This is a genomic window from Methylobacterium sp. 88A, from assembly GCF_000376345.1.
Classification (GTDB): domain Bacteria; phylum Pseudomonadota; class Alphaproteobacteria; order Rhizobiales; family Beijerinckiaceae; genus Methylobacterium; species Methylobacterium bullatum.
In genome coordinates, this window is record NZ_AQVT01000001.1 from 3,622,307 (window position 1) to 3,642,834 (window position 20,528).

21 protein-coding genes are annotated in these 20,528 nt (G+C 67.5%); 10 read left to right on the forward strand and 11 right to left on the reverse strand.

Annotation, left to right across the window (positions count from 1 at the left end; all coding sequences use genetic code 11):
• Positions 1-46: 46 nt before the first annotated feature.
• The 10 genes from pyrH to A3OM_RS0117360 form a co-directional block, all read right to left on the reverse strand.
• Positions 47-769: a UMP kinase gene (pyrH, locus tag A3OM_RS0117315; RefSeq protein WP_018045033.1), complete on the reverse strand. Its 723-nt coding sequence runs from the start codon at positions 767-769 to the stop codon at positions 47-49.
• A 241-nt stretch (positions 770-1,010) separates the two neighbouring features.
• A complete protein-coding gene (tsf, locus tag A3OM_RS0117320; RefSeq protein WP_018045034.1) occupies positions 1,011-1,934 on the reverse strand; it encodes a translation elongation factor Ts in 924 nt (307 codons plus the stop codon).
• Positions 1,935-2,056: 122 nt separating this feature from the next.
• A complete protein-coding gene (locus tag A3OM_RS0117325) occupies positions 2,057-3,121 on the reverse strand; it encodes a 30S ribosomal protein S2 (protein WP_018045035.1) in 1,065 nt (354 codons plus the stop codon).
• 177 nt (positions 3,122-3,298) lie between these two features.
• Positions 3,299-4,048: a pseudouridine synthase gene (locus tag A3OM_RS0117330; protein ID WP_018045036.1), complete on the reverse strand. Its 750-nt coding sequence runs from the start codon at positions 4,046-4,048 to the stop codon at positions 3,299-3,301.
• A gap of 10 nt (positions 4,049-4,058) precedes the next feature.
• Positions 4,059-4,982 carry a methyltransferase gene (locus tag A3OM_RS0117335; protein WP_018045037.1) on the reverse strand — a complete coding sequence of 308 codons (924 nt, stop codon included), beginning with the start codon at positions 4,980-4,982 and terminating at the stop codon, positions 4,059-4,061.
• Between the two features lie 359 nt (positions 4,983-5,341).
• Positions 5,342-6,271 (reverse strand): GTPase Era, encoded by a 930-nt coding sequence (gene era, locus A3OM_RS0117340; protein ID WP_085984279.1) that lies wholly within the window; start codon positions 6,269-6,271, stop codon positions 5,342-5,344.
• A gap of 49 nt (positions 6,272-6,320) precedes the next feature.
• Entirely contained in the window at positions 6,321-7,133 is an 813-nt protein-coding gene (rnc, locus tag A3OM_RS0117345) for a ribonuclease III (RefSeq protein WP_018045039.1), read from the reverse strand.
• A gap of 11 nt (positions 7,134-7,144) precedes the next feature.
• Entirely contained in the window at positions 7,145-7,945 is an 801-nt protein-coding gene (gene lepB / locus A3OM_RS0117350; protein WP_018045040.1) for a signal peptidase I, read from the reverse strand.
• 60 nt (positions 7,946-8,005) lie between these two features.
• Positions 8,006-8,461, reverse strand: a complete 456-nt coding sequence (acpS, locus tag A3OM_RS0117355) for a holo-ACP synthase (protein ID WP_018045041.1) — start codon at positions 8,459-8,461, stop codon at positions 8,006-8,008.
• On the reverse strand, positions 8,458-9,225 hold the full coding sequence (locus tag A3OM_RS0117360) for a pyridoxine 5'-phosphate synthase (protein WP_026176147.1): 768 nt from the start codon (positions 9,223-9,225) through the stop codon (positions 8,458-8,460). Before A3OM_RS0117360 ends, acpS begins: the two co-directional genes overlap by 4 nt.
• A 115-nt stretch (positions 9,226-9,340) precedes the next feature.
• Between A3OM_RS0117360 and A3OM_RS0117365 the strand changes: the two genes are divergently transcribed.
• The 3 genes from A3OM_RS0117365 to A3OM_RS0117375 all read left to right on the forward strand — a co-directional run bounded on the left by A3OM_RS0117365 (position 9,341) and on the right by A3OM_RS0117375 (position 10,812).
• A complete protein-coding gene (locus A3OM_RS0117365) occupies positions 9,341-9,715 on the forward strand; it encodes a PH domain-containing protein (protein WP_018045043.1) in 375 nt (124 codons plus the stop codon).
• A 72-nt stretch (positions 9,716-9,787) separates the two neighbouring features.
• On the forward strand, positions 9,788-10,051 hold the full coding sequence (locus A3OM_RS0117370; RefSeq protein WP_026176148.1) for a PepSY domain-containing protein: 264 nt from the start codon (positions 9,788-9,790) through the stop codon (positions 10,049-10,051).
• 95 nt (positions 10,052-10,146) lie between these two features.
• Positions 10,147-10,812 (forward strand): MgtC/SapB family protein, encoded by a 666-nt coding sequence (locus A3OM_RS0117375; protein WP_018045045.1) that lies wholly within the window; start codon positions 10,147-10,149, stop codon positions 10,810-10,812.
• 4 nt (positions 10,813-10,816) lie between these two features.
• On the opposite strand, the gene A3OM_RS0117380 is transcribed toward A3OM_RS0117375, so the two are convergent.
• On the reverse strand, positions 10,817-12,586 hold the full coding sequence (locus A3OM_RS0117380; protein WP_018045046.1) for a PQQ-dependent dehydrogenase, methanol/ethanol family: 1,770 nt from the start codon (positions 12,584-12,586) through the stop codon (positions 10,817-10,819).
• Between the two features lie 373 nt (positions 12,587-12,959).
• Between A3OM_RS0117380 and rpsF the strand changes: the two genes are divergently transcribed.
• The 7 genes from rpsF to radA all read left to right on the forward strand — a co-directional run bounded on the left by rpsF (position 12,960) and on the right by radA (position 20,522).
• Positions 12,960-13,427: a 30S ribosomal protein S6 gene (rpsF, locus tag A3OM_RS0117390; RefSeq protein ID WP_018045048.1), complete on the forward strand. Its 468-nt coding sequence runs from the start codon at positions 12,960-12,962 to the stop codon at positions 13,425-13,427.
• A 3-nt stretch (positions 13,428-13,430) separates the two neighbouring features.
• Entirely contained in the window at positions 13,431-13,712 is a 282-nt protein-coding gene (rpsR, locus tag A3OM_RS0117395; RefSeq protein ID WP_018045049.1) for a 30S ribosomal protein S18, read from the forward strand.
• A gap of 226 nt (positions 13,713-13,938) precedes the next feature.
• Positions 13,939-15,003 (forward strand): hypothetical protein, encoded by a 1,065-nt coding sequence (locus tag A3OM_RS0117400; RefSeq protein ID WP_018045050.1) that lies wholly within the window; start codon positions 13,939-13,941, stop codon positions 15,001-15,003.
• 67 nt (positions 15,004-15,070) lie between these two features.
• Entirely contained in the window at positions 15,071-15,634 is a 564-nt protein-coding gene (gene rplI / locus A3OM_RS0117405) for a 50S ribosomal protein L9 (protein ID WP_018045051.1), read from the forward strand.
• Positions 15,635-16,042: 408 nt separating this feature from the next.
• Entirely contained in the window at positions 16,043-17,530 is a 1,488-nt protein-coding gene (locus A3OM_RS0117410) for a replicative DNA helicase (protein ID WP_026176149.1), read from the forward strand.
• Positions 17,531-17,782: 252 nt separating this feature from the next.
• The gene (gene alr / locus A3OM_RS0117415) at positions 17,783-18,892 is read left to right on the forward strand and encodes an alanine racemase (RefSeq protein ID WP_018045053.1); all 1,110 of its coding nucleotides are present in this window, start codon (positions 17,783-17,785) and stop codon (positions 18,890-18,892) included.
• Between the two features lie 193 nt (positions 18,893-19,085).
• A complete protein-coding gene (gene radA, locus A3OM_RS0117420) occupies positions 19,086-20,522 on the forward strand; it encodes a DNA repair protein RadA (RefSeq protein ID WP_026176151.1) in 1,437 nt (478 codons plus the stop codon).
• The last annotated feature ends 6 nt before the right edge of the window (positions 20,523-20,528 follow it).

Consider the following 20,528-nt stretch of genomic DNA (forward strand, 5'->3'; position numbering starts at 1 on the left):
CGCATCAACTCGGCGGGGCCAATCCGATACTTGAGACAGGGTGCCGTCAGGGCACGACATGCGTCGAAGGGGCGTTCCCGGTGAGGATCGCGGTCACCGAACTCGGCGCGTGGACCGAGCCGACGACGATGGAGATGCGGCTCTCGCGGGCGAGAGCGAAGGCGGCGGTATCCATGATCTTGAGATCGCGGGCGATGGCATCGTCATGGGTCAGGCGATCGAAACGCACCGCCGAAGGGTCCTTCTTCGGATCGGCCGAATAGACTCCGTCCACCTGGGTCGCCTTGAGCACGGCTCCGCAGCGCAGTTCGGCCGCGCGCAGGACGGCGGCGGTGTCGGTGGTGAAATACGGGTTGCCGGTGCCGCCGGCGAGGACGACCACCTGGCCCTTGTCGAGATGGTGCAGGGCCGGCTGGCGCGCATAGGTCTCGCAGATGGTCGGCATCGACACGGCGGACATGGTGCGGGCGGGCACGCCGGCGGCATTGAGCGCCGTCTCCAGGGCGAGGGAATTCATCACCGTGGCGATCATGCCCAGCGAGTCGCCGGTGGCCCGGTCGATCCAGCCCGCCGACGAGATGCGCGCGCCCCGGATCATGTTGCCGCCGCCGACGACGAGGGCGACCTGGAAGCCGGCCTCCAGGGTCTTGGCGATATCGTCCGCCAGGGCCGCGAGAAGCGGGGGATGCAGCCAATACCCGTCCGGGGCGGCCAGGGCCTCGCCCGACAGTTTCACGAGCACGCGGCGAAACGGTTTGGTCTTCGACATGGCGCCAGTCCCCTCGAGCACCGGCGCAAGGCCGAACGATCCAATCGGAAGTGTCCGCTGTCTATCGCAAGGCGGTCGCGAAGGTCGAGGGGCAGGACGCCGTTAGCGCGTCATCCCCCATCACGCTCCCAAACCTGTGGAGAGACGCGACGAGGCCGGGGGACCGGAAACGCGAAACGGGCGGCGGCATCGCTGCCGCCGCCCGTTTCACATCAAGACCCGTCTCGGATCGAACGACGTATCAGCCGCGGGCGGCGGCGGCGACTTCGGTAGCGAAATCGGGGGCTTCTTCCTTCTCGATGCCCTCGCCGAGGGCGTAGCGCACGAAGGCCGTGAGCTTGACCGGCGCACCGGCCTTGCCCTCGGCTTCCTTCAGCACCTGCGTGATCGTCTTGGAGCCGTCATGGACGAAGGGCTGCTCCAGGAGGGTGACCTCCTTGTAGTAGCTCTTCAGGCCGCTCTCGACGATCTTGGCGAGCACGTGGTCCGGCTTGCCGGCGTTCTTCTCGCGCAGGATGTTGCTCTCACGCTCCAGCACGGCCTGATCGACGCCCGCTGCGTCGAGGGCCACCGGGTTGGTGGCCGCGACGTGCATGGCGATCTGACGACCGAGGGTGGAGAGAACCTCCACATCGCCCTCCGATTCGAGAGCCACCAGCACGCCGATCTTGCCGAGGCCGTCGGCGACCTGGGCGTGGACGTAGGACGCGATCACGCCCTTGGTCACGTCGAGCTTGGCGACGCGGCGCACGGTCATGTTCTCGCCGATGGTGGCGATGAGGCTGGAGAGCGTCTCCTTGATCGTCGTGGAGCCGCCGGGGAAGTGCGCGGCCTCAAGGCCTTCGAGGGTGCCGTCGGTGTCGAGGGCGAGCTTGGCGGCCTCGCGGGCGAAGCCCTGGAAGCTGTCGTTGCGGGCGACGAAGTCGGTCTCGGAATTCACCTCGACGATGGCGGCGTGATGGCCCGACGATTCGACGGCCACGAGGCCCTCGGCGGCGACGCGGCCGGCCTTCTTGGCGGCCTTGGCGAGGCCCTTCTTGCGCAGCCAGTCGACGGCGGCTTCGATGTCGCCGTTCGTCTCGTTGAGTGCGCCCTTGCAGTCCATCATGCCCGCGCCGGTCTTTTCGCGGAGCTCTTTCACCAATGCGGCGGTGATGTTGGCCATGGCGAGTCCTCTCTTCGGGTCTGTCTCAAATGATAAAGGAGCCCGACGCTAGGGTCAGCGCCGGGCTTCGGGGATGGTTTCGACGTCAGCGGCGGCGTCCCGTCACCGGGATGCCTGTGCGATCAAACGGCGGCAGCGGCCTCGGCGAAGCCACGGGCCTGATCGACCCAGCCGTCGCGGCTGATACGGCCGTTGAGCTTCAGGTCGGCATCGACCTTGGCGACTTCCGCGTCGGTCATCGCGGCGATCTGCCAGTAATGGTAGACGCCGGCATCGTTGAGCTTCTGCACGATCTGCGGGCCGGCGCCGTGGAGCTTGGACAGGTCGTCCGGAGCGCCGCGGGGAGCGGAGAGCAGTTCGAAATGCTCGGTGGACTCGACGAGGGCGGCCACGTCGGCCGGGTCGAGAGCACCGGATTCCACCGAGATGGCAGCCTCTTCCTGCGGGAGTTCCTCGGCGACGGGAGCCTCGGAGGCGCCGAGATCGACGCCGCTGGAGCCCTGGCCACGCGAGATGCCGTCGATGGCGGCGCGGGCGATGAGGTCGCAATAGAGCGAGATCGCGCGGCCGGCATCGTCGTTCGCCGGCACGACGTAGGTGATGCCGTCGGGGTTGCAGTTGGTGTCGACGATGGCCGCCACCGGGATCCCGAGGCGCTGGGCCTCCTTGATCGCGAGCTGCTCCTTGTTGGTGTCGATCACGAACAGCAGGTCGGGCACGCCGCCCATGTCCTTGATGCCGCCGAGAGCCTTCTCGAGCTTGTCCTTCTCACGGGACAGCATCAGGCGCTCCTTCTTGGTGAGGCCCTGGCCACCACCTTCGAGGGTCTCATCGACCTTGCGCAGACGGGCGATCGAGCCCGAGATGGTCTTCCAGTTGGTCAGCATGCCGCCGAGCCAGCGGGAGTTGACGTAGTACTGAGCCGAACGCTTGGCGGCTTCCGCGATCGTGTCGGCGGCCTGACGCTTGGTACCGACGAACAGCACGCGGCCGCCCTTGGCCACGGTGTCGCTCACGGCCTGGAGGGCCTGGTGAAGAGCCGGCACTGTCTGGGCCAGATCGATGATGTGGATGTTGTTGCGGGTACCGAAGATGTAGGTCTGCATCTTCGGGTTCCAGCGGTGGGACTGGTGTCCGAAATGGGCGCCCGCTTCGAGGAGCTGACGCATCGTGAAATCAACGGCCATGATCGTTTTCTCTTCCGGTTGATGCCGCCGCGGAGGAAGCGACCGCCCCTCGAAAGGAACGATCACCGGAAACGCCTCATTCAGGCATGAGGCCGGCTCCGCGTGTGGAATGGGCGGGGCCTTAGCAGAGGATATCTGCCGAGGCAAGGCTATGCGAAGGACATCGCAGGCAGCGAATCAGGCAGCTGGTGCCTTGCCGAACAAGGCCGCGACATCCCCCTTGGTGAGGATGCGGTACGCGCCGGCTTCCAGGTCGGCCGGCAGGGTCAGGCCGCCGATGCGGTCGCGATGCAGGGCGGTGACGTGGTTGCCGAGCGCCGCGAACATACGGCGGACCTGATGATAGCGGCCCTCATGCAGGTTCACGACCACATGGGTCTCGTCCTCGACTTCCATCTCCACCGGGAGGAGCGGCTTGTCCTCTCCTTCGAGCAGCATCGAGCCACTGCCCAGCACCATGACCTCGTCGCCCTTGAGCGGACGGTCGAGGACGACACGGTAGCGCTTGGCGACCTTCGATTTCGGCGAGATGACTTTGTGCAGGAACGGCCCGTCATCGGTGAGGAGCAGGAGACCGGAGGTCTCCTTGTCGAGGCGGCCGATGGTGGAGAGGGCCGGGTCGCGCCTTCGCCAGCGCTCTGGAAGGAGCCCGTAGACCAGGGGACCGGCCTCCTTGTGGGAGCAGGTGACACCCAGCGGCTTGTTCATCATCAAGGCGAGGCCGGGCGGCGGATCCAGGGGATCGCCATCGACGACCATGCGCTCCGACAGATCCGGCGTCGCGGCGATGCGCTGGCTCGCGTCCCGCAAAGGCGCGCCATCGAGCACGACGAGGCCGGCCTTGGCGAGAAGGCCGATCTCCCGGCGCGAGCCGTAACCGAGATTCGCCAGCAGGCGATCGAGCCTGAGGCTCGGGCTCTTGCTCACGAAGACACGCTCACTTGCGCGCTTCGTAGATCTTGTAGCCGCCGGCCGAGGCCCTCAGCGTGACGGCCTTGAAGGCGGCCTTCAGGGGTGCCTCGTAGGGCAGGTGCGCGTTGGCCGTGAGCCAGAGCGTGCCGCCTGGCCTCAACGTCTCGGCGGCGCGCCGGATGAAGACCTCGCCGAGGAAGCGATCCTCGATCCCGCCATCGTGGAAGGGCGGGTTCATCACCACGAAGTCGAGACGCTCCAGGGTGACGTCGGTGGAGCGGATGTCGGCCCAGCGGATGTCGGCGCGGGGATCGCCCACGTTGCGGCGGGCCATCTCCACGGCGCGCCGGTCGATGTCGATCAGGGTCAGCGCGGTGACCCCCTGGGAGGCGAGGACGGCACGGGCGAGGACGCCGATACCGCAGCCGAAATCGGCGCCCCGGCCGGACAGGGCCGGCAGGTTGGCCAGAAGCAGCGCCGTGCCCGGATCGAGCCGGTCCCAGGAGAAGACGCCGGGCTGCGTGCACAGGGCGAGGTTGTCGATATGACGGGGGGCGCCTTCCTGGATCACCTCGTCGAGGTCGATGATCGCGGCGGGCCGGGCGACCTCGCAGATCCGGTGATGCCGCTTGGCGGTCTCGGCCGGCTCGCAGCCGAACTCCTTCAGCTCTCGGCCGAGGCGGGCGCCGCCCTTGTCCTTCGGCGCCAGGGCACGCAGACGACCGCCCGGACGCAGGGCGCGCAACGACAGGGAGAGTGCGTAGCGCCGCTCGATCGTCCCCGCCGGGGCCAGCATGGTCACGCTCTCGAGGCTGCCCTCGGCGATGTCCTCGAGCCGGACCGATCCGGGGATCAGCGGCGAGAGTTGGGCCGCTCCTGCGGACACGTCGGCGAGTTCGGCGGGAGGTGAACCATAGACGGCATCCGGGACGGTGGGAGAAGGCATCATTGATGGATCCGGCGCGACAGCACGCGCGCCTCGAGAGTTGGGCGTTGAGAGGAGGATAGAGAGGTCCGCGACTCGGAATCGGGTGCGGCTTCGTGATTGGTAGCCGGCGATGGCCTCGTTGGAAAGGTTATCTTCGCGGCATCCGCCAAATTCGCAAAATCGAGCGAATCGGTTGGCAACAGCCTGTCAAGTCATTGCCAAGCTGTTCTGTACGGAATCATTCAAAGCAGGCCATTCAATTGCAACTCCGCCTTGAGAACCCCAACCTTCCGCGAAACGATACTGTGGTTTATGCGGCGGCGCAGCATGAAACGAGTATCCGATACCTCGGATCATGCCGTGCGACATAGGGCCTTCCTTTAGCCGCGCGGAAATTCGAGTCCCATTTCGCGATAGCGCGCCGGGTCGTCGGCCCAGTTCTCGCGCACCTTGACGTGCAGGAACAGGTGGACGGGCTGATCCGCCGCCTCGGCGATCTCGCGCCGCGCCGCCTGCCCGATCGCCTTGATGGTCTGTCCGCCCTTGCCGAGCACGATGGAGCGCTGGCTCTCGCGCTCCACGAAGATCGTCTGCTCGATCCGGACAGAGCCATCGGTCTTCGCCACCCATTGGTCGGTTTCGACCGTGGAGCGGTAGGGCAGTTCCTCGTGGAGCCGGTCGTAGAGCTTCTCGCGGGTGATCTCGGCGGCGAGCATGCGGAGCGGAGCATCCGAGACCTGATCCTCCGGGTAGAGCCAGGGGCCGGGCTGCATCATACCGGCCAGGGTCTTCCTCAGCGTGTCGATGCCGTCGCCGTTAAGCGCGGAGATCATGAACGTATGCGCGAAGGCGATGCGCTCGTTGAGAGAGGCGGCAAGCGCCAGCAGCCGGTCGCGTGGGATCAGGTCGATCTTGTTGAGGATCAGCGCCTTGGGGCGGCGCACCTCGGGCAGACGGGCGAGGATCGCCTCGACCTCCTCGGTGACGCCCTTGCGGGCATCGACCAGCAGGCAGATCGCGTCCGCATCGGCGGCCCCGCTCCAGGCGGAATGCACCATCGCCCGGTCGAGGCGGCGCTTGGGCGCGAAGATGCCGGGCGTGTCCACCAGGATGATCTGGGCGCTGCCCTCCATGACGATACCGCGCACCAGCGCCCGCGTCGTCTGGACCTTGCGGGAGACGATGGAGACCTTCGTGCCCACGAGGCTGTTGAGCAGGGTCGACTTGCCGGCATTGGGCACGCCGATCAGGGCGACGAAGCCCGCGCTCGAATCCGCCGGGATGACCGGCAGCGGCTTGATCTCGGGCATCGGGGCCTGAGGGGGCAGGTCGTCCTCGTCGTCGAAATCGTTGTGGTCGTCAGGCATCGGAGTCGCTTTCTTCACCGACGTCCGCCGACGTCTCCATTCCGTTGAGGGGGCGCGCGCCGGCCTGCTGGCTCACACCGTGGACCTCGCGGTCGAGGACGAGGCGGGCGGCCTCCTGCTCGGCGAGGCGTTTCGAAGGGCCGGTTCCGTATCCGGGCTCCAGGCCCTCGACACGCGCGGCGATCCTGAAGACGGGGGCGTGGTCCGGACCGGACCGCTCCACGACGTCGTAGACCGGGATCGGCAGGGCGCGCCCCATCGCCCATTCCTGAAGGGCGGATTTCGCGTCGCGTCCGCGCGGCGCCGCCGTGTCGGTGCCGGGCGCGAAGGCCGCCAGGACGATGGCTTTGGCCGCCTCGTATCCGGCATCGAGGAAAACCGCGCCGAGGATTGATTCGCAGGCATCGGCCAGGATCGTCTGGTTGCGGCGACCGCCGCTCTGGATCTCGCCCGGGCCGAGGGCGAGATGCGGCCCGACATCCCAAGCCGTCGCCACCGCGGCACAGGTCTCCCGGCGCACGAGCCCGGCGAGACGCCGCGACAGGTCACCCTCATCCGCCTGGGGAAAGGCTTCATAGAGGAGGTCCGCGATGGCGAGGCCGAGCACCCGGTCACCGAGGAACTCAAGGCGCTGGTAGCTTCCCACCCGTCCACCGCCGCCGGCCTTGCTGACATGGGTCAGGGCCAGGGACAGCAGGCTGCGGTCGGCAAAGACATGGCCGATCCGCTCTTCGAGCACGTTCAGGCCGGGCTTGGGTCGCGGTGCGCGCCGCGCCCGGCTGGAAGGACGCGCCTCCTCACCCACGATCGATCGTCCTAATGGATGCTGCTGAAGATGCGGCCCCACCGCACCTTCGTCGGCCATTGCCAAATCTGCCAGGCGGGCGTGCCCTCGTCGATGGAGAAGAAGATCATTTCGGCGCGGCCGACGAAATTCTCGAACGGGACGAAGCCGACATTGGCGAGATCGCGCGAATCCGTGGAATTGTCGCGGTTGTCGCCCATCATGAAGTAACGGCCCGGCGGCACCAAATAGGGCTCGGTATTGTCCCAGTAGCCGTTGTCGCCCTCGCGCTCGATCACCTGATGCACGACGCCGTTGGGCAGGGTCTCGGTATATTGCTCGACCTTCGTTTCCTCGCCGTACGGACCGGTGGTCTCGTAGGGGGCGATGCGCTCACGCTTCACCGCCACGTCGTTGATGTAGAGGATGCCGGCCTTCATTTGGATCTTGTCGCCGGGCAGGCCGATGACGCGCTTGATGTAGTCGGTGGCATTGTCCTTCGGCAGCTTGAACACCGCGATGTCGCCGCGCTTGGGCTCCGCCGCCCAGATCCGGCCATCGGCCTTGGACGGCAGGTACTCGCTCAGGGGGAGCGAGTACTTCGAATACCCGTAGGAGTACTTGGACACGAACAGGTAGTCGCCCACGAGAAGCGTCGGAACCAGGGACCCCGAGGGAATGTTGAACGGCTGGAAAAGCAGCGTGCGCACCACGAGGGCGATCAGCAGCGCCTGGACGCCGACCTTGACCGTCTCCTTGATGCTCGCCCAGGCGCCGGTATCGGCCGCCCTCAGGTCTCGCTTCGTCTGGTGATCCACGCGCGCTCGTTCCATCTGTCTGCAATCTCCGGCTCGACGCGCGAACCCGATCGACTGTCGGTGAAGACCGGCGGTCTAGACCATGCGGTCGGGGGCCGCAACGCGAGCGGTCGCCGGCTCAGCATGCGCGGCCGGAAGGGGCAAGGCTTCGATGATCACGAATGCTTGCGCCATGGGCGGATCGTCGGTGAGCGTCACGTGGATCTTCGCGGCATGCCCGGCGGGAATCATCGCCCGCAGGCGCTCCGCGGCGCCCCCGGTGAGATGCAGGGTCGGCGCCCCGCCCGGCAGGCTCACCACCTCCATGTCGCGCCAGAACACGCCGTGGCTCATGCCGGTGCCAAGGGCCTTGGCGCAGGCCTCCTTGGCGGCGAACCGCCTCGCATAGGACGGGGCGCGGGAGGCGCGGCCCTCCGACTTCGCGCGCTCGCCATCGGTATAGATCCGGTGGGTGAACCGCTCGCCGTAGCGTGCGAGGGACCGCTCGATCCGGCGGATGTCGCAGAGGTCCGAGCCGATGCCGACGATCATGCGGCGATCCCCGCCCGCGCCCGATCCATCGCGGCGCGCATGTCGCGGATCGCCTGGCCGAGCCCCCAGAAGATAGCCTCGCCGATGAGGGCATGGCCGATATTGAGTTCGGCGAGCTGCGGCAGGGCCGCCACCGGCCCTACGCTGTCGAGGGCGAGACCGTGCCCGGCATGGATTTCGAGGCCGATCCGCGAGCCGTAATCGGCGGCCCGCGCGATGCGGGCGAGTTCATGCGCCACCCGCGCGCCGTCGCCCTCGGCGACGGCCTCGCAGTAGCTCCCCGTATGCAGTTCGACCACGGGTGCTTCGAGACGGAGTGCCGCGTCCATCACCGCCTCGTCGGGCTCGACGAAGAGCGAAACGCGGATGCCGGCGGCCGACAGGGCGGCGATCCGGGGGGCGAGGTGCGCCGCCTGGCCGACGATGTCGAGGCCGCCCTCGGTGGTGCGCTCCTCGCGCTTCTCGGGAACGAGGCAGGAGGCGTGCGGCCGCATGCGGGTGGCGATCCCCACCATCTCGTCGGTGGCCGCCATCTCGAAGTTGAGCGGCACGGAGAGTTTCGTCATCAGCGCCTCGATATCGGCGTCGCGGATATGCCGGCGGTCCTCGCGCAGATGCGCGGTGATGCCATCCGCCCCGGCTTCCACCGCGAGCAGGGCGGCGGCGACGGGATCGGGATGGATGCCGCCGCGAGCGTTACGCACGGTGGCGACGTGGTCGATGTTCACCCCGAGGCGCAGGGGAACGGGGGTTGTAGCGGACATCATGCGGCTCCGGACGGCAGGCGGGTCCCGAGAAAAAGGACGACCGGCGGAGGATGTGCCGGGCCGGCTCGTCCCTAGATAGGGGCAAGGCGGCATTTTCGGGATAGGCGGCGCAATGGGAATTCTCGACGGCCTGTTCGGCCATGGCAGCGACCTCTCTCCGCAGGAGGTGAACGACAGCCTCGCGGGAATCCTCACCCAGGGCGAGACGGTGCAGGTCGCCTTCCGGGTGATCCGCGACCTCATCGTCTTCACCGACCGGCGGCTGATCCTCGTGGACAAGCAGGGCATGACCGGGCGCAAGGTCGCCTACATGACCGTGCCCTACCGGGCGATCACCTGCTTCTCGGTGGAGACGGCGGGCAGTTTCGACTTCGATTCGGAGCTGGCGATCTGGGTCTCCGGCCGGCCGGAGCCGATCAGGAAGACGCTCAAGCGCGGCGCCGACATCCTGGGCATCCAGCAGGCGATCGCCGCCTCCCTCAGGTGATTCGTCGCCGGAACCGGGAAACCAGGGCAGATGTTTGCGTTTAGACGGCAAACGAAATCTTGGAGGAACCCCATGAGAGTCTTGAAACCCGCGCTCCTCGCCCTGCTCCTCACCGCCGGGTCCGCCGGCATCGCTCTCGCCGACAAGCCCGGTGCGGACTGGATGCCGGCCGAGCAGGTCAAGCAGAAGCTGATGGCCGCCGGTTACACCGACATCACCGAGTTCGAGGCGGATGACGGCCATTGGGAGGGCGAGGGCATGAAGAACGGCGTGAAGATGGAGTTCCACGCCGATCCGAGGACCGGCGCCATCATTTCCGAGAAGCCCGACAAATAGGCCCATCGACGGGTGAACAGGGACGGCGTCAGGATTGTCGCCGTCCCCGTCACTGCTTAGGAGCGACCGACGGGCTCTGAGCGGATGGACTGCGCGTGATCGGCAATTTCGAGATCCTGGGCCGTCTTCTCCTCGCGGCGCTGCTCGGCAGCGCCGTGGGTTTCGAGCGTGAGCGCCTCGTCTGGGCAGCGGGGATGCGGACGCACATGCTGGTCTGCGTCGGCTCCTGCCTGATCGTCATCGTCTCGGCCTTCGGCTTTTCGGACATTCTCGGTACGCCGAACGTCTCCCTCGATCCCTCTCGCATGGCGGCGCAGGTGGTGTCCGGCATCGGCTTTCTCGGTGCCGGCACGATCATGCTGCGCGGAGAAATGGTGAAGGGCCTCACCACGGCGGCGGGGTTGTGGGCCGTGGCCGCCATCGGCTTGGCTGCGGGAACGGGCCTCTACGTGGCGGCGATCGCGACCACCGCCATCGTCCTCCTGATCCTGGCGGGGATGAAACCTTTGGAGGCGCGCTATCGCGAGCGGGCGCAGACCCGCACCCTCACCATCACGGCCAGGCGCGGCACGATCACCCTCGAGGTCCTGCGCGGCCTGTCCGGTTCCTATGCCTCCCGCCTCCTCCAGTTCGTCGCCCAGCCGACGGCGGAGGACGGCATCGACACGATCGACGTGTCTTACGTCCACATACCGGAGAAGAGCTTCGACGAGATCGTGGCCGCCCTCCGAGCCCGCGACGGCGTGACGAGCGTCTCCTGAGGCGTCAGTCCCGCGATTCGGGAAGGGCGAAGACCGTGAGTTGTCCGCCCAGCGCCGTGTAGCGCGACAGGCCGGCATAGCCGCCCACCGCCCCGGCCCCGTCCGCCGGGTCGGTGAGACCGGCCGCAAGCCCGATCCCCGCCCAGCCGCCGACGCCCGAGAGCACGGCGACGTATTGCCGGCCGCGATGGAGGTAGGTCGTCACGTTGCCGATGATGCCCGACGGGGTCTTGAAGCGGTAGAGTTCGCGGCCCGTGCGCGCATCGACGGCCTTCAGGTAGCCTTCCAGCGTTCCGTAGAAGACGACGCCGCCGGCCGTGGCGAGGGCGCCGGACCAGACCGAGAACGGCTCGGTGTTCGACCAGACGACCTTTCCGGCGACACCGTCCCAGGCGATGAACCGGCCCGTCTCGGGACCATCCTCGGTCGGTTGCAGGGTCACCGTGGCGCCGACGTAGGGGATGCCGGGCGTATAGGTGACGTGGAACGGCTCGTAACTCATGCAGATGTGGTTGGTCGGCACGTAGAAGAGCCGGGTGATCGGCGAATACGCCGCCGGCTGCTCGTTCTTGGCGCCGATGGCGCCGGGGCAGATGCCGGTGGTGGTCTCGTCCTCTCCCGTTTTATCGGGTGAACGGCGCGGATCGACCAGGGGGCGCCCGTAACGGCCCGAGCCCTCGTCCATGTCGATCCCGGTGGCCCAGTTCACCGCCGGATCGAATTTTTTCGCCACCAGGAGTTCGCCGGTGCTCCGGTCCAACGTGTAGCCGAACCCGTTGCGGTCGAAATGGGTGAGAAGCGGACGCGTCCGGCCGTCGATCGTCTGATCCGTGAGGATCATCTCGTTGACGCCGTCGTAGTCCCACTCGTCGTGGGGCGTCATCTGGTAGACCCATCGCATCATGCCGGTATCCGGGTTGCGGGCGACGATCGCCGTCGTCCACCTGTTGTCGCCGGGACGCTGCGTCGGATTCCAGGTCGAGGGGTTGGCGGTGCCGTAATAGATGAGGTCGAGCTTGGGGTCGTAGGAGTACCAGCCCCAGGACGCCCCGCCGCCGGTCTTCCACTGGTCGCCCTCCCAACTCGCGAGGGACGAGTTCTCCCCGATGGGCCGGCCGAGCGAGGTGGTCTTCTGCGGATCGACGATCATGTCCGCGTCCGGCCCCGTCGAGTAACCGCGCCAGAGCCGTGTCCCGGTCTTGGCATCGTAGGCGGTGATATGGCCGCGGGCTCCGTACTCGGCCCCAGAGATGCCGACGATGATCTTGTCCTTCACCGGCATCACGGTGGCGGTGTTGGTCTCGCCGACCGCCGGATCGCCGTTCTTCACGGACCAGTTCACCCGGCCGGTCCTGGCATCGAGGGAAACCAGGGTGGTGTCGGCCTGGTGCAGGATGATGGCGCCGTCGGCATAGGCCAGACCCCGGTTGACCGTGTCACAGCACATCACCGGGATGACGCTCGGATCCTGCCTGGGCTCGTACTTCCAGACGATCACGCCGTCCTTGTCGAGGTCCAGAGCGTAGACGATGTTCGGGAACGGCGTGTGGACGTACATCATGCTGCCGACGACGAGGGGAGAACCCTCGTGGCCGCGCAGGACGCCCGTCGAGAACGTCCAGGCCACCTGCAGCTGCTTCACGTTGCCGGCGTCGATCTGGTCGAGCTTCGAATAGCGCGTGTTGGCGTAATCGACCGTCTGCAGCACCGGCTCGTCGGCGATGGCCGGGCCGGACGCAATGAGACAGAGCAGGAGGGCCACGGCTCGTTTCATAGCTGACATCGGCGATCCTCCCACGTGGCGTGCGCGTTCCGGCCGCTCCTCTATCACCGGATGCGGATCGATTCGCGGGCCTCCTTGTCGCCGGGATCGGAGCGATCATCCGTGTCGCCATCCTTGCCATCCCGCCCGAACTCGTCTATGCGCCGCAACTCGTGTTCGCTCCGGCTGGGGGCTGAACGGACGGTGCCGGCTTGTCTGGCATGCGGAGTTCGCTCCATCGTCCCGTGTCTCCGCCTTCGATCAACCGCTCGGGCCTTCAAACGGCTCGAAGGGCTTGGCGCCGGGCGAAACGCGTTGAACCGGCCCGACGATCGACACCCGCACATCCGTGCCGTCGGGCCCCTTTTGCTATGAAGGGCCCGTTATGCCTCTTTATGAACACGTCTTCCTGGCGCGCCAGGACGTGACGGCCCAGCAGGTCGAGACCATGGTCGAGACCTACAAGGGCGTCATCGAAGCCAATGGCGGCAAGGTCGAGAAGATCGAGATGTGGGGCGTGAAGTCCCTCGCCTACCGCATCAAGAAGAACCGCAAGGCGCATTTCACGCTCCTCAACGTCGACGCCCCCCCGGCGGCTCTCGCCGAGATGGAGCGCCAGATGCAGATCTCCGAGGACGTCCTGCGCTTCATGACCGTCCGCGTCGAAGAGCTCGAGTCCGAGCCGTCGGCGATGATGCAGAAGCGCGACCGCGACGACCGCAAGGATCGTGAGCGCGGCCGTCGTCGTGACGACGAAGGCTTCGGTGGTGGTGGATTCGGTGGCGACCGGGATCGCGGCGACCGCGGTGATCGCGGCGACCGTCCCGAGCGCAGCTTCGGCGGGGAGAACTAAGCCATGGGTTTCGGTGCTGGACCTGGTGCGGCTCCTGCCGCTGGTGGTGGTGCGGGCGGCGGACGCCGTCCCTTCTTCCGTCGTCGCAAGACCTGCCCGTTCTCGGGCGCGAACGCTCCCAAGATCGACTACAAGGACGTCAAGCTCCTGTCGCGCTACGTCTCCGAGCGCGGCAAGATCGTGCCGTCGCGCATCACGGCGGTGTCGGCCAAGAAGCAGCGTGAACTCGCCCAGGCGATCAAGCGCGCCCGCTTCCTCGGCTTCCTCCCCTACGTGATCAAGTAAGCCTCGACCTCTCCAAGAGGTCCCCTCCTCCCCCTCGTGGGGAGGAGTCGGAGGTGGGGGTGGACTTCGGCCTGTGAAGGCTGGCGGCGCCACTCCCACCCTCGATCCCTCCCCACAAGGCGGAGGGAAGTCTACGCCGGCGGCAAGCACGCTGCCGGACGTCGTTGGGGCGCAATGAAACGCCTCTAACCCTGCCCTTTTCGGGGACAGCGGGACAGCGGGATCGATGACACAGTTTCTCGGTATCGGCATCGGCGCGGGCCTCGTCTCCGCACTACTCTTCGGCGTCCTGCTGAAGGGCACGCTGCTGTCCATCGTGCTCTACCTGCTCGCCCCGCTCCCGATCCTGATCGTGGGCCTCGGCTGGAGCCACAAGGCCGCCCTCGTCGCTGCGATCACGGGCGCCGTCGCGCTTGCCTTCCTACAACCCTTCCTCGGCCTCGGCTTCCTCGCCTATCTGGCGTTGCCGGCCTGGTGGCTGGCTTATCTCGCCCTCCTCGGGCGGCCGAACGCCGACGGCACCATGGAATGGTACCCGACCGGGCGGCTTCTCGCTTGGACCGCCGGCACGGCCGGGCTCGCCTTCGTCGCCATCGCGGTGATCGCCTCGCCGAACTTCGAGACGTTCCAGACCCAGTTGCGCGGGATGACGCGCACGCTGGTGACGATGCAGGGCAAGACCCGTGCGACGCCCCCGGCCTCCGCTCCTGCAGGAAACCCTTCGACGACGGGGAATCCCTCACGGGTAGAGAATCCCCCGCCCACGGAGACGCCCGCGATCCAGGCGGAATCGGATGCGAAGACGGCGCCCACCGCCGAGCCCGGTACCGACCAGCAGAACGCAGTGGCCGATGCCCTGGCGACGATCGCCCCTGGACTGGCGACGCAGGGTCTTGCCGTGCTGCTCACCTTCTATCTCTGGGCCGCTGGGCGGATCGTGCGCATTTCCGGCCGCCTGCCTCGGCCCTGGCCCGACATCCCCTCCACCGCGATGCCGCGCTCCGTCCTCGGCATCCTGGGAGCGGCCTTCGTGCTGGCCCTGGTGCCCGGCTATCCGGGCGTCCTCGGCATCTGCCTCATCGGTGCGCTGACCGCCGCCTTCGCCATGCAGGGCCTCGCCGCCTTCCACGATCGCAGCCGCGGCCGGCCCGGTCGCCTCGCGCTTCTGTTCGGGCTCTATCTGATCCTGTTCTTCACGCAGGGCGTCGCTCTTTTCGCCCTGACGCTGTTCGGCCTCGCCGACACCGCCTTCAACCGGCGCCGTCCCAAGGAGGACGCCGGACGAACCTGAGGCCCGTCTCCCGCATCACGCGGCCGGACCTCTCCCAACACACCCCACCCCAGCAAGGACCAAGATCATGGAAGTCATCCTCCTCGAGCGCGTCGCCAAACTCGGCCAGATGGGCGAGACCGTGAACGTGAAGCCGGGCTACGCCCGCAACTTCCTCCTCGCCCGCGGCAAGGCCCTGCGCGCCACCGCCGGCAACAAGAAGCACTTCGAGACCCAGCGCGCCCAACTCGAGGCCCGCAACCTCGAGAAGAAGAGCGAGGCGCAGTCCGTCGCCGAGACCCTCGAGGGCAAGAGCTTCGTGCTGATCCGCCAGTCGGGCGAGACCGGCGTGCTCTACGGTTCGGTCTCTACCCGCGATCTGGCCGAAGTCGTCACCGCCGAGGGCTTCACCGTCGGCCGCGATCAGTTCGCCCTCAACCAGCCGATCAAGACGCTGGGCCTGCACACTGTGCCGGTGGTGCTGCACCCCGAGGTCGAGGTCACCGTCACCGTCAACGTCGCCCGCTCGCCGGAAGAGGCCGAGCGTCAGGCCCGCGGCGAATCGACCACTGAGCGTGAGGCGTTCAACCTCGACGACCTCGGCCTCGAAGTCGGGGCCGCTCTCGCCGAGGCCGGCGACGACCGCGAGTAAGCCGCATCCACGACCGGTGGAGAACGGGGATCATCGCCCGAAGGGGTTGACTGGTTCTTGATTTGTTCCAGCATAGCGCCTGTCATCCCAAAAGGGGTGGCAGGCGTTTTTCGTGTTCGGTCACACGTACTCAGTCCCGTCCGATCACCTCATCCTGAGGTGCCGGAGCGCAGCGAAGGCCTCGAAGGAGGCCTCAAGTTCGCGCGTCGGGTTCTGGAGCCCTCCTTCGAGGCCCGCTTTCGCGGGCACCTCAGGATGAGGTGGTCGGATTGAGGAAGCGACGAGCGCGTCGCGCGAATCGGCTAAGGTTCGGCTAACCATGCCTGGGCCATGGTCGTGCGGTAGCGAAATGATGCGGCGATGGAATCGCCGCACGGTGTCGAAGAAGTCGGAGCCTCGAGTCAGCCCATGGCCCTGCCCAACGCCCTGACGGCAAACCTCCAGAGCGTCACGCAGGAGTTCCGCGTCGCGCCCCACAACATCGACGCGGAACAGGCGCTGCTCGGCGCGATCCTCGTCAACAACGACGCCTATTACCGGATCTCGGACTTCCTCCTGCCCGAGCATTTCATGGAGGACGTCCACCGCAAGATCTTCGAGGTCGCCGCTTCGCTGATCAAGGTCGGCAAGCTCGCGACCCCGATCACGCTCAAGACCTATCTCGGTGACGCCGATCTCGGCGGCCAGACGGTGATGCAGTACCTCGCGCGCCTCGCGGCCGAGGCCACCACCGTCATCAACGCGGGCGATTACGGCCGCACCATCTACGACCTCGCCATTCGCCGCCGGCTGATCACCATCGGCGAGGATCTGGTCAACGGCGCCTATGAGGCGCCGGTGGAATCCTCACCCCGCGACCAGATCGAGGGCACCGAGCGCCGGCTCTACGAGCTCGCCGAATCGGGCAAGTACGATGGCGGCTTCCAGAAATTCTCCGACGCGCTCACCGCCGCCGTGGACATGGCGGCCAAGGCCTATCAGCGCGACGGCAAGCTCTCGGGCATCGCCACCGGCCTGTCGGATCTCGACGCCAAGATGGGCGGCCTGCAATCCTCCGACTTGATCATCCTCGCCGGCCGTCCGGCCATGGGCAAGACGTCGCTGGTGACCAACATCGCCTTCAACGTGGCCAAGGCCTATCGGGGCGAGAAGCAGCCCGACGGGCGGATCGAGACCAAGAACGGCGGCATCGTCGGGTTCTTCTCCCTCGAAATGTCGGCCGAGCAGCTGGCCACCCGCATCATCGCCGAGCAATCGGGCGTGCCGTCCTACAAGATCCGCCGCGGCGACATCCGGCCGGAGGACTTCTACAAGATCACCGATGCCGCCAGGGACATGCAGACGATCCCGTTCTACATCGACCAGACCGGCGGCATCTCCATCGCGCAGCTCGCCGCCCGCGCCCGGCGCCTGAAGCGCCAGAAGGGTCTCGACCTCCTCATCATCGACTACCTGCAGCTGCTGTCCGGTTCGGGCAAGCGCAGCGACAACCGCGTGCAGGAGATGACCGAGATCACCACCGGCATGAAGGCGCTGGCCAAGGAACTCGCGGTACCGATCATCGGCCTGTCGCAGCTCTCGCGTCAGGTGGAGAACCGCGACGACAAGCGCCCGCAGCTCTCCGACCTTCGCGAATCGGGCTCCATCGAGCAGGATGCCGACGTGGTGATGTTCGTGTTCCGCGAGGAATACTACGTCAACAACAAGAAGCCGCGCGAAGGCACCGAGGAATTCTTCGCCTGGGAGGCGGAGATGAACCGCGTCCACGGCAAGGCCGAGGTGATCCTCGGCAAGCAGCGCCACGGCCCCACCGGCACGGTGGAGCTGCAGTTCGATGCGAACATCACGCGGTTCTCGGATCTGGCCAGCGAAGACCGGATGCCGCAGCGCATGTGATCGGTGCCGTGCCAGCCGAGTGAGGGTCACCCAACCACCCCCACTCCTAACCTCTCCCCGCAAGGGAGGGGGACGCGGTCCGCTTGAAAGAGCGGATGGGAATCCTTTAGCCCCGCGAGGGGGTGGCAAGGGCGCTACAGAGACCGTCGCCTCTATGGTTCACCCTGCGCGAGACGGTAGACTCCGGTTCCTCACATGAGATTTGCAGGCAGCGGAGACTGCCCCATCACCGCGCTCGAACGAGACCCGGCAATGTCGATCGCTCATCCGGAGGCCGCCATCCACGGCGCCCACCTCACCATCGACCTCGCGGCCATCGCCGAGAACTGGCGTCGGCTCGGCGCGCAGGCGCCGCACATCCCCTGTGCCGCCGTGGTCAAGGCCGATGCGTATGGCTGCGGACTGGTGAAGGTCGCGCCGGTCCTGTGGCGGGCCGGCTGCCGGACGTTCTTCGTCGCCCATGCGAGCGAAGGCGCGGTCGCCCGGTCCGCCCTGCCCGCGGCCACGATCTACGTCCTCAACGGCCTCACGCCCGGCAGCGGCCCCGTCCTCGCCGCGCACGCCCTGCGCCCGGTCCTCGGATCGCGCGAGGAACTCGACGAATGGGCTGCTCTGGGGGCGGAGATGGGCCGGCCGCTTCCCGCCGCCCTTCACGTCGATACGGGCATGAACCGCCTCGGCCTGACCGTCCCCGAAGCCCTGGCGCTCGCCGGCGATCCGCTCATCCAAGCGGCCGGGATCGACCTGCTCATGAGCCATCTCGTCAGCGCCGAACGGCCCGACGAGTCGATCAACCGGCGCCAGTGCGAGGCGTTCGGGGACGTTCTGCGGGCCTATCCCGGCATTCCGGGCTCGCTCGCCAATTCCTCCGGCTGCTATCTCGGCGAGGGCGTCGCCAACGACCTGCTCCGGCCGGGCTACGCCATCTTCGGCGGCAACCCGACCCCGTGGCGGCCGAACCCGATGCGGCCGGTCGTCCGCCTCGAAGCGGCGATCGCGCAAGTCCGCGACGTCGCGGCCGGAGATGGCGCTGGCTACAATGCCCGCTGGACCGCCCCCGGCCCGCGACGGCTCGCCACCCTCTCCATCGGCTATGCCGACGGGTATCCGCGCTCGGCGAGCGGTCGCGGCCACGCCCTCGTCGGCGGGGTGCCCTGCCCCATCGTCGGCCTGATCTCCATGGACCTCATCATCCTCGACGTCACCGACGCGCCCAGCGCCCGTCGCGGCGAACCCGCGATCCTGATCGGTGATTCCCTCGACGTGGACAGTGTCGGCCACGCCGCCGGCACCATCGGCTACGAAATCCTGACCGGTCTTGGTTCACGATATGTTCGTCGTTATGTAGGACCAATAGATTGATCCAACACACGACCTCATCCTGAGGAGCCCGCGTCAGCGGGCCTCGAAGGAGGCCTCCAGATCCGGCAAAGCGAACTGGAAAGCTCCTTCGAGGCCTGCGCTCCGCTCCGGCACCTCAGGATGAGGTCGTGTGTTGGATCGGCGGATAACGGTGCTCAATCTCTTCGAGCGGCGATCCACTCAAAAGGCGATCATGGCCAAGATCCACCAGACCTTCGTCTGCCAATCCTGCGGCGCCGTCTACAATCGCTGGCGCGGGCGATGCGAGGCCTGCAACGGTTGGAACACGATCGTCGAGGAGACGGGCGCGAGCGGCCCGCAGGCCGGTCCGGTCAAGACGCGGCCGAGCCGGTCGCATGGGCGCATCTTCCCCCTCGAAGGGCTCACCGGCGAGGCGCGGGAGGCGCCGCGCATTCCCTCCGGCATCGGCGAACTCGACCGGGTGACCGGCGGCGGCTTCGTGCGCGGCTCGGTGATCCTCCTCGGCGGCGATCCCGGCATCGGCAAATCGACCCTGCTGATGCAGGCCACCGCCGCCATGGCGCGCACCGGCGAGCGCGTCGTCTATATCTCCGGCGAGGAGGCGGTGGCGCAGGTGCGCCTGCGGGCCGAACGCCTCGGCCTGTCGAGCGCGGCGGTGGATCTCGCCGCCGAGACCAATGTCGAGGACATCGTCGAGACCCTGAGCCAGGGCCGGCCGCCGGCGCTCGCCATCATCGATTCGATCCAGACCATGTGGACGGAGACGGTGGAATCCGCCCCCGGCACGGTGACCCAGGTCCGATCCTCGGCCCAATCGCTGATCCGCTTCGCCAAGACCACCGGGACGGCGGTGATCCTCGTCGGGCACGTGACCAAGGACGGACAGATCGCCGGCCCCCGCGTGGTGGAGCACATGGTCGATGCCGTGGCCTCGTTCGAGGGCGACCAGGGCCATCACTTCCGTATTCTGCGCGCGGTGAAGAACCGCTTCGGCCCCACCGACGAGATCGGCGTGTTCGAGATGACCGACCGCGGCCTCGCCGAGGTGCCCAACCCCTCCGCGCTCTTCCTCGCGGGACGCGACCACGCGGCGCCGGGAACGGCGGTCTTCGCCGGCATGGAGGGCACGCGGCCCCTGCTGGTGGAGATCCAGGCCCTGGTGGCGCCCTCCTCCCTCGGCACGCCGCGCCGCGCCGTGGTCGGCTGGGATCCCAACCGACTGTCCATGGTGCTCGCGGTGCTGGAGGCCCATGGCGGCATCCGGCTCGGCACCCACGACGTCTATCTCAACGTCGCCGGGGGCCTGCGCATCACGGAGCCGGCGGCCGACCTCGCCGTGGCGGCCGCCCTGGTCTCGTCGCTGTCGGGCGCGGCCCTGCCGGGCGAGACCGTCTATTTCGGCGAGATCGGTCTCTCCGGCGCCATCCGCCCGGTGGCACAGGCGCCGTCGCGGCTGAAGGAGGCGCTGAAGCTTGGCTTCGCCAAGGCCGTCACGCCGCAGGGCCGCAACGAGATCGGCGACAGCTCCCTGCCCACGGAGGCCCTGCGCCACATCGCCGATCTGGTGGCCGGCATCGCCAGCGGCGCGCCCAAACGCGGCCGGCCCGAGCGCAACCCGGCGCGGTACGAATACGAGGACGACGAATAGACGTCG